The sequence below is a fragment of the Pseudomonas sp. CM25 genome (assembly GCF_013179705.1).
In the GTDB taxonomy this organism is placed as follows: Bacteria; Pseudomonadota; Gammaproteobacteria; order Pseudomonadales; family Pseudomonadaceae; genus Aquipseudomonas.
On record NZ_JABMCW010000735.1, the window covers coordinates 1 to 537 of the forward strand.

Consider the following 537-nt stretch of genomic DNA (forward strand, 5'->3'; position numbering starts at 1 on the left):
ACCCACAACCTGAAGAACATCGACCTGACCCTGCCCCGGGACAAACTCATCGTGATCACCGGCCTGTCCGGTTCCGGCAAGTCGTCCCTGGCGTTCGACACCCTGTACGCCGAAGGCCAGCGCCGCTACGTGGAATCGCTGTCGGCCTACGCCCGGCAATTCCTGTCGATGATGGAAAAGCCTGACGTCGACACCATCGAAGGCTTGTCGCCAGCCATTTCCATCGAACAGAAGTCGACTTCGCACAACCCGCGCTCCACGGTCGGCACCATTACCGAAATCTACGACTACCTGCGCCTGCTGTACGCCCGCGTGGGTACCCCGCGCTGCCCGGACCATGACATTCCGCTGGAAGCGCAAACGATCAGCCAGATGGTCGACCTGGTACTGGAGCGCCCGGAAGGCAGCAAGCTGATGCTGCTGGCGCCGGTGATACGCGAGCGCAAGGGTGAGCACCTGGCGGTATTCGATGAGCTGCGCGCTCAGGGTTTCGTGCGCGCCCGGGTCAACGGCAAGCTCTACGAGCTTGACGAGCTG

The 537-nt window shown here is 62.6% G+C and carries 1 pseudogene; it reads left to right on the plus strand.

The features are described from left to right. Positions 1 to 537, plus strand: a pseudogene (locus HP546_RS31020) (excinuclease ABC subunit UvrA); the annotation flags it as partial.